The sequence below is a fragment of the Pseudoalteromonas sp. BSi20480 genome (genome assembly GCF_000241365.1).
Lineage (GTDB): Bacteria > Pseudomonadota > Gammaproteobacteria > Enterobacterales > Alteromonadaceae > Pseudoalteromonas > Pseudoalteromonas marina.
In genome coordinates this window covers 1-8,508 of the sequence record NZ_BADX01000052.1, presented here as the reverse complement: position 1 = coordinate 8,508, position 8,508 = coordinate 1, and the positions used below count along the sequence as shown (strand labels likewise).

Below are 8,508 nucleotides of genomic sequence, written 5' to 3'. Positions count from 1 at the left end.
AGTCTGTAGGCAGTGTGGGTGACTCTTATGACAATGCATTGGCTGAAACAATAAATGGATTATTTAAAACAGAGATTATTCGCAGAAATGGCCCGTGGAAGAATGTTGATGCTGTTGAATACGCAACGTTAGAGTGGGTCAATTGGTTTAATAATCAACGCTTATTATCTTCAATTGGGTATATTTCACCAGCTCAATATGAAACAGACTACTATGATAATTTAAACGAGTCAGGTAAAGTGGCCTGACTTAAACAAACTGGTCTCCGATGAACTCGGGGCGATTCATCGATATAAATAAAGCGCTTGTTGTCATTTAGTTATCGGTGGGTTGTTAGCAAATTTAAAATAATGCCGTGCTTTTCTAAGTTTACGAATTGCGAATATTCCCCATATGGTACCAAAAGGAAATAACAGCAAGGCGATAACTGCAATAAGCCAAACACAATTAAACGCTAATTTACTATTTTGATAGAGCTTAAAACATACAATGAACTGGCTTAATACGAGCATAAAGTTCTGAAAGTTTGAGGGGCGAAATAGCAGACCGTTTAATGTTGTAAACAATGAAGCACAGAAAGTAACTAACAGGACAAAACACCACATCATAAACAACGCTTTTAAAGTAAAAAAGCTTGATTTGGCTGTTTCGTACATTGCGATTTCGTCTTTAGAGTATCGATTAAGGGCACTGATACCACCTTGTACCGCTGATAGAGGTTTATGGTTAGGCGTTTCATTATCAATGTATTCCAAGATTGAGTCTAATGCGTTTGAATTTACATACTCTTTTAGTGTTTCTTGTTCTTCTTGCCATAAAAATGTGTTGTTTAATAATATTATTGATTGAGTTCCCAGCCCTACAGTTGAGTATTTTGCATGGGGTTTGCCATCACCGACCGCCTTAATTAAAGAGTAAAATGCATTAATCAAATATAAGCTTACTTTGAAGTGAGTTTTTTTATTGAGTAGTGTTTGTTTCTGGCTGAATTGATTCCAGCGCTGAAATTGAACATGTTCATCGTCTTCAGATAGTATATCGTCACATATTTGTAATATGTCATCTAGGTTTTCAATTGTAATTTGCTGGTTATCTGACAAGTCAGGAGTTGGTGTTTCTTCTAAAATATTTTGTTCGTTTTTGTTAATTAGATTGTGAAATGAGTTCTCAATAAATACTTCATGATGCTGATGGCAATTAGTATATGATTTACCCGCGCCTTGCTGATCTGCAAGGTATTCGTTTTTATTAAAAAATGGTGTTTTCTCACCAGATAAATGAGCTTGCTCATCTTGTTTTGAGAAAAACATTTGGTCTTCAGAAGTTTCTATTTCCTGAACCATAGCATTCTTTGCGTGCTTAATAGCGCTTTTGTATGCATTGTGAAGTGCAGAAAACTCCGTAGCCTTTTCGTCAGGGCGAATAACTTTGACACGAGCAGCATAAGCTTTTTTAATTAAACCAATATCACTTGTTGGTTCTATTTGCAGTAATTCCCAGTCAATCATTAGAACCAACGTTCGCTATCAAACGAGTCTAAAGCTTCACTAAAAACTACCTGAGCTTGTTGTATCTCTCTTGGGTTTTGGTTATCTAGTATATGTTCAAAACGAGAGATTAGTTGACCCACGTCTTCTCTTTTAGAACCAAGAGAGCAACTGTAAATACGTTCGGCTCTTGCTACTAATGACCGATTTTTTTCGCTGTCTCTAGGGTGAAACTTTAGCTGACTTAGCGTTGCTTTAGCACGACTGATTTGCTCATCAGTTAATGCGCCTGGGGCGTTATTAATTACTTTGCTGTAAGTCTTTCCGGTACTTTTTACTTTAACGTCGACCTCTAGCAGTCCGCTCATATCGTAGCTGTAACGAACTGTAACAGGTTGTTTTCCTACTTTGTCTTTGGGCACGCTTATTTTTAATTCACCTAAACAAATATTTCTATGTACTTGTCTGTGTTCGCCTTGATATATGTTAACTCGCATTGTCGTTTGATAGTCTTTGGATGTGTATAAATCTCGTTCAACACTAATAGGTACAATAGAGTTGCGTTCAATAATTGGAAGCATTTGGCCTGGGTTATCAAAATCATCAAGTATCTCAGTGCCCAGGGTAAAGGGACATACATCGGTTAAAACAATGTCATCCAAGGCTGTGTTTTTTTCTACCAGTCCAGCTTGAACACCAGCGCCTATTGATACGACTAGCTCGGGATTTACATTGCAAGAAGGTAAACGCCCAAAAAGTTTACTCACCATAGACCGCAGGGCTTTAAGCTTGGTGGCCCCTCCAACTAAAATTACGTCATCAATGTCATTAGGGTGTAAGTTGGCGTCGCGTAGGGCTTGATTAATAGGGTGTTGCGCCCTGATTAACAGAGGAGTTATTACACGATAAAACCAATGTTGCTCTATTGTAAGTTTATATGTTTTGTTTTGATACGATAGTTGTAATTTACGAACTAAGTCATTGTCAATATTACACTTTATGATTTCTAACTTCATAAATATTTGTTGTCGTTCTTGGCGAGAAAACTGTTGTTTATCAAAGTTATTATCTAAACATAGCTGTTCAAACATGGCATAAACGAAGTCTTCACCACCTAGGTAATTATCTCCGGCACTAGCATGAACTTCCATAACGCCCTCAAAGTACTCTAATATTGAGACATCGAATGTTCCGCCACCCATATCTAAAATCATAAAGGTACCTTGTTGGCGATCATTTAAACTATAAGCCATAGCTGCTGCTGTTGGTTCGTTTATTAGCCTTCTTACGTTAATCCCTGCCAGCTCACCTGCCAATTTAGTTGCGTATCGTTGGTTTTCGTTAAAGTAAGCAGGAACACTAATTATTGCCTCTGTCACTTTTTCGCTTAAAAAAGCTTCTGCGTCTTCGATAAGTGAGCGCAAAACAAAAGAAGATAGCTCGGGGGCAGTAAACGCATGGCTACCAATTTCTATCGCATGCTCTGTGCCCATAATGCGTTTGAAAACTGCAACTGTATTGAGCGGGTGACTGATCAACCTCTGTTTGGCGGTGGAACCAACGATGATATTGTTTTCATCGTCAATAGTGACGACTGAAGGAGTCAAAAATTTATTTAAACGGTTGGGAATTTGTATTAACTCTGTGCCTTTCCAAACGCAACATGCGCTATTAGTTGTGCCTAAATCAATTCCTATAATGGCCACGTTCAAGTTCCTTTTGAATTATTGAAAGTTCAACTTTGTATACCGTTATTATCAGCTTAAAAAGGGCTATCAATAACTATGGAAGTAGGCTAAATGTAACATGTGATAAACCGCCGAAGTAGGCAGGAAATCAATAATTAAAGGCATTTACTACCATCTGGTTCAGTTGTCTTTTGAGTATATTGGTTTAGCTATACGTTGAACCTTTGTTGTTTGACATAAAACAAGATTGCCTTACTAATTCTTTCATATTCAAAGTTAAAGGTTAAGTTTTAATTTTATTGGTTTTTAATTTAATGAGCCTTTTTAAATGTTAATAAAATCATGTTGTCACTAGGGGTAACTATAATTACAAATTTTTAGTCATCATATGTAAAATATTTAAAATGTCGATTTAATACAGTTTTTAATTTGGAATGTTAAGTTTTATTATTCTGTTTATTGGTATAGTTAATGCTGTTGTATTTTTACTTATAAGAGTGTTTTTATTGTTTTATTATCAATAAATATTTTTGTTATATTAATGTTGTTTTTTTTAAAATGGTTTGTATAATTCTGCGCGGGATAAAAAATAAACATTAAAAGGATGAAAATGAATACTTTATTAAAAAAAGTTTTAACTACACTAACTCTTTCTAGTACTTTGATATTAACAGGTTGTATGACAACTGATTTAAAAGTTAATGACAAATACGAACAACCAATCAATTTATCTACTAATAACCCAGCTTTGATTTTTCCGGTTTCATTACATGGCGTGCCAGGTAACAGCAGTGAAGTTGGTTTAGCTATTACTGCGGGTGTTGCTGGTCAATATGGCGCTTCAGTTATTTCTGCTCAGCAGCTATACAGTATTGTAGGCAACCTTTCTTGGACTTTAGGTGAAAGTATTCGCCGTGGTGCAAATAAAGGTGACTATAAAATAAATTACTACGGTGAAAGAATTGCTACTGACTTACAGTATTCTATGGAAAAGTTAACTAAAGCACTTAAAAGCTCGGGTGTTATTGATGACAAAGACTTTTCTTTTGAAAATGTAATTGTTTTGCATGTAGACAGCACTGGCGGTATTCCAGTACCTGGCGTAAGACGCGTAACGGCTTTTGGTGGCGTAATTAACGTTAAAGATTTAGAAGTAGTGTCTTTTATTGAAAAAGATCTTGTTTTAGCAAATGATCATGACGCTATATTGGCTCAAATGCCTTTAGAAATGAATGCAATTGTTAAAGAGTTAACAAGTAAAAAATAATTGCTTTGGCCTTTCTAAATGAATTTTAGAAAGGCTTTTTTATACTATATAATCATTATTGCAATAATAAAGATATTAAGATTTTATATATTAATTATTCCTTTTTTAACCTCACTTAATTAAAAATAAATTCAATTTAACTTTCAAATTTATTATAATTTACTTTTTAACAATACTGCTCCACTTTGCTCACTCCCTAAATGATCGTCTTTATTATAAATAGGGCAGCTTTTAAGTGATAAACACCCACAGCCAATACATCCATCTACGCGGTCGCGTATGCGTTGCATATACGCTATGCGTTCATCTAATTGAGCTTGCCAGCGTTTTGAAAGCGCAGACCAATCTTTTTTAGTGGGCGTGCGGTTATCGGGGAGTGAGGCAAGTGTTTGTTTTATATCGTCTAGCGAAATGCCCATGGCTTGTGCTGCTTTTATAACGGCCACTCGGCGAAGTACGTTGGGTTTGTAGCGGCGTTGATTGCCGCTGTTTCGCCAGCTTTTTATTAAATGTTTAGTTTCGTAAAAGTGTAATGTAGACACTTTTACACCACTTCTTTTTGCTACGTAACCTACTGTTAAAGTGGCGTCGATCAGCTTTTTTTGCTCAGCAGACATTAATTTTATTCCATGTATTGACCTCAATATAACTTGAGGTTTTAAGCTCCCTTCAACATTAAAAAAGGAGCTGGAAAAATGCAACAAAAACTTAGTCGTAACACCGTTATTATTTATTCATCGGCACGAAAAAATGGTAATACAGCAGCACATGTTAAAAGTTTTGCTGAGCAAAATGAGCTGCATGTTGTGTGTTTAGATGAATTTAAAATACCGCCTTACAGTTACAGTAAAAAATATACTGATGATGAATTTTTCTCGCTTTTTGAATCACTTTTAAATTACGACCATTGGGTATTTGCTTCGCCAGTGTATTGGTATAGCACCACAACACAAATGAAAACATTCATAGACAGAATTACCGATTACATGGATGACGAACATTTAAAACCAAAGTTGCGTTTACTGCGCAATAAAGATTTTTCGTTGTTGTCTAATGCGTCGTCGAGTGAGGCACCAGATGCTTTTGTTGCGATGTTTAAAAACACATTTAGTTATTTAGGCATGCGTTTTTTAACGCATCACCATAAAAGTTCGCACACTTTATCGTGAATAACTGCCTTTTGTACAAAGCATCTGGTACTTTATTTATACACTAAAAAAAGCCAAAGGATTGTTTATGAAATATTTACTATTACTTTTGTTGTTAAGCCCATTATCTTTCGCTAATGAGCAACTTATTAACGGTTTTGGTCATTACTATAAAGTACCAGAGCATGCAGCGATTAATGATTCGACTCAATTAAAATAGCGTTTGATGTGGCCGATGGCGCTAAAAAAGGCGAGCAAAATAATGCGATGAACTCACTTGCCCGCTTTATAAATATGCATGTTGCACATGGCATTAAACCAGAGAACATTAAGTTAGCATTAGTTGTACATGGTGGTGCAAGTGTAGATGTGCTAGCGAACGATGAATATAAAAAACGTTTTAACGTTGATAATAAAAACGCGAGCTTAATAAATCAATTATTGGCAAATAACACGCAGGTATTTGTGTGCGGGCAGTCGGCTACGCACTTTAAAGTAACGCCTAAACAGCTTATACAAGGCGTTACCATGTCTTTATCTGCTATGACCGCGCATGCTCAACTTCAGCAGCAAGGTTACACTTTGAATCCATTTTAATGAAAAATCTATTTTATGTTTTGGTGACTCAAATACGTGGGGGTTAAACCCCGCAACGGGAAAGCGTTTTGAGGAAAAAGTAAGGTGGCCGTCGGTATTAGCAGAAAGGCTAGGTGACCAATTTGCTATTATAGAAGCAGGGCAGCCTAATCGTACGCTTATGAATAATCCACCATTTAATGGGGACTTATCGGGGGTAAGTTATTTAAAACCGCTTTTAGAAGCGCACTCTTTGACTGCTATAGTGATAGCCCTTGGTACTAACGATTTAAAAAAGCGCTTTAAATTAACGCCTGAGCAAATAGGGAATGGCTTAGCAAATTTAATAGGCGGTATTGAAGGGTTTTACGAGGGTTATAAACAACCTAAGCTCATAATATTGAGCCCACCCTATGTTAGATGTGTAGGGCAATATAAACATGTTTACGAAGGCGCACCGAGTAAAAACCTAGCTTTGAGTAAAGAGTTTGAAAATGTAGCGTGTATTAAAAATGCCAACTTTTATGATTTACAAAAAATCGTTTCTGTTTCACCCATTGATGGGGTACATATAGAAGCCAATAGCCATGCAAAAATAGCGGCTTTAGTGTGTAATTTAATAAATGAAGTTGATGCGTAATGAACGCTAAAGCTTAAATTATAAGTACGCTATTTACTATGAATATTGTGAGCTTATTTGCATTTAAGGCTGATTATGCAATGATGGAGAACACACTGATAGTGAATGCTTTATAGGCAATAAGGACATAATGAAAAAATACCAACAAAAGTCATTAATTGCAGTATTAACCGGTGTTTTGGTTTTTGTAGTGGGTAGCCTCGTTTTATTGTATTTTGCTGGGCACAAATTAGCGGCCGCAATACAAAAAGATGCAAAGCAAATTGTTAACCACATAGACGCTGCTGTAAGCGAGCGACGCCAAATTCTTTTTCCTTTAAATGCATTAAACTTCTCTGAGTGTAGCGACGAAAACTTACTTGAAATGCGGCGTGCACTTTTTGATGCCAAGTATGTTGTAGATATCGGCTTTTTAAAAAATAACCAGCTTGTTTGTACCACAGGTTCGGGTGTACTAAAAACCCCAATAAACGATAGAACCCCCGACTATATTCGTCACAATCTTGAAAGTAAAAACGACAATAACATCAGAGTTCGGTTTGAGCCTAAGTTAAAAATTTTACTTTTTGAAGAACGAATAATGCAAGTCGTGATAGTTAGGCAGGGTAACTATAATTTAATTATGGATACTGCAGCCATTAGTCGCAGTAACATTGCAGCACCGTACTGGGAAATAACGTATAAAACGGGTTCTGATTCATTTCATTTGGCAGGTAAAAGCGGCTTGAGTAAAGAGCTTGCAAGCCACAAACAAATACCGTTTGAAACCGCACTTATGTGCAGCGATAAAAATACAGGATATTGCGTTGCGGTTAGAACGCCATGGAGTGAGTTTTTCGCTGACAATCAATTTTTGCTGATTATTTCTCTTATATTAACCTGCCTAACGGGTGTGTCGAGCGCGCTAATAGTGGATTATCAAATTGCCGCTCGTCGCTCTACTAATAATAGAGTGCGTAAAGGCTTAACAAAGGGCTCATTTTATTGGACTTACCAACCTATTATTTGTTTGCACACAGGTAAAGTAATTGGTTGTGAGGTGCTAGCTCGCTTTGAAGACAAATACGGGCCACTTTACCCCGATGAGTTTATTCCGGTGATACGAAAAAATAATTTAACGTGGTCGTTTACTCAAGCAATGGTAGCGAAAGTACTTAAAGAGCTTACAGAGTTGGACGATTTACCAACGGGTTTTAAGGTGTCTATTAATATATTTCCTTGTGATGTAGAGCTTGGAAATGTATCGCTGTTGACACAAGAACCTGCACTTATTAATTCACGCTTTATTATTTGCCTAGAAATAACCGAGGACGAGTACCTCGATACTAGCATTGCACATGCTCATTTTAGAACGCTGGTTGATTCTGGATTTAATTTGTCGCTGGATGATTTTGGTACTGGCTATTCTAATTTAAGAAATTTACAAAATTTAAGTTTCCACCAGTTAAAAATAGACCGAACTTTTGTACAAGATATAGCCACGCAAGGTTTAAAGGCGTCTATGATCCCTAATATAATGGAGTTAGTGCGTAAGTTTAATTACACCTGTGTAGCTGAAGGAATAGAAACAACTGAGCAAGAAGCTATGTTAAAAAGCGCGGGTGTACATTATGGGCAAGGTTGGAAATACGGCCGGCCAATGAAGGTCGATAAATTTAAACGGTATATAGCACAGCAAAACGCTTTAAAAAGAATACGACGA

The 8,508-nt window shown here is 36.5% G+C and carries 8 protein-coding genes and 1 pseudogene; 6 read left to right on the top strand and 3 right to left on the bottom strand.

The features are described 5' to 3' along the window. Positions 1-248: integrase core domain-containing protein (locus P20480_RS17830; RefSeq protein ID WP_033025195.1), on the top strand; the 248-nt coding region annotated here is incomplete at its 5' end. A 63-nt stretch (positions 249-311) separates the two neighbouring features. Here the strand turns inward: P20480_RS17830 and P20480_RS13055 are convergent. Next, complete coding sequence (locus P20480_RS13055) at positions 312-1,508, bottom strand: hypothetical protein (protein WP_008128055.1); 1,197 nt, start codon at positions 1,506-1,508, stop codon at positions 312-314. Next, complete coding sequence (locus P20480_RS13060; protein ID WP_008128053.1) at positions 1,508-3,193, bottom strand: molecular chaperone HscC; 1,686 nt, start codon at positions 3,191-3,193, stop codon at positions 1,508-1,510. The genes P20480_RS13055 and P20480_RS13060 overlap by 1 nt, the downstream gene beginning before the upstream one ends. A 592-nt stretch (positions 3,194-3,785) precedes the next feature. Here P20480_RS13060 and P20480_RS13065 point away from each other — a divergent pair. Continuing rightward, entirely contained in the window at positions 3,786-4,442 is a 657-nt protein-coding gene (locus P20480_RS13065; RefSeq protein WP_008128051.1) for a hypothetical protein, read from the top strand. Between the two features lie 152 nt (positions 4,443-4,594). Here P20480_RS13065 and soxR read toward each other — a convergent pair whose 3' ends face one another. After that, positions 4,595-5,059, bottom strand: a complete 465-nt coding sequence (soxR, locus tag P20480_RS13070) for a redox-sensitive transcriptional activator SoxR (protein WP_008128049.1) — start codon at positions 5,057-5,059, stop codon at positions 4,595-4,597. A 78-nt stretch (positions 5,060-5,137) separates the two neighbouring features. On the opposite strand from soxR, the gene P20480_RS13075 reads away from it, so the two are divergent. The 4 genes and pseudogenes from P20480_RS13075 to P20480_RS17815 all read left to right on the top strand — a co-directional run. Further along, on the top strand, positions 5,138-5,611 hold the full coding sequence (locus tag P20480_RS13075; protein WP_008128048.1) for a flavodoxin family protein: 474 nt from the start codon (positions 5,138-5,140) through the stop codon (positions 5,609-5,611). Between the two features lie 67 nt (positions 5,612-5,678). Further along, positions 5,679-6,187 (top strand): annotated as a pseudogene (locus P20480_RS17825) (DsrE family protein). Further along, the gene (locus P20480_RS17820; RefSeq protein WP_033025185.1) at positions 6,177-6,806 is read left to right on the top strand and encodes an SGNH/GDSL hydrolase family protein; all 630 of its coding nucleotides are present in this window, start codon (positions 6,177-6,179) and stop codon (positions 6,804-6,806) included. The pseudogene P20480_RS17825 and the gene P20480_RS17820 overlap by 11 nt, the downstream one beginning before the upstream one ends. A 130-nt stretch (positions 6,807-6,936) precedes the next feature. Then, a partial coding sequence (locus tag P20480_RS17815; RefSeq protein ID WP_138922279.1) for an EAL domain-containing protein occupies positions 6,937-8,508 on the top strand: 1,572 nt, incomplete at its 3' end.

What these genes read in the sequence shown, in the direction of transcription:
- P20480_RS13055 (WP_008128055.1), bottom strand. Translation starts at nt 1,508, where the DNA reads ATGATTGACTGGGAATTACTGCAAATAGAACCAACAAGTGATATTGGT.
- P20480_RS13065 (WP_008128051.1), top strand. Translation starts at nt 3,786, where the DNA reads ATGAATACTTTATTAAAAAAAGTTTTAACTACACTAACTCTTTCTAGT.
- soxR (WP_008128049.1), bottom strand. Translation starts at nt 5,059, where the DNA reads ATGTCTGCTGAGCAAAAAAAGCTGATCGACGCCACTTTAACAGTAGGT.
- P20480_RS13075 (WP_008128048.1), top strand. Translation starts at nt 5,138, where the DNA reads ATGCAACAAAAACTTAGTCGTAACACCGTTATTATTTATTCATCGGCA.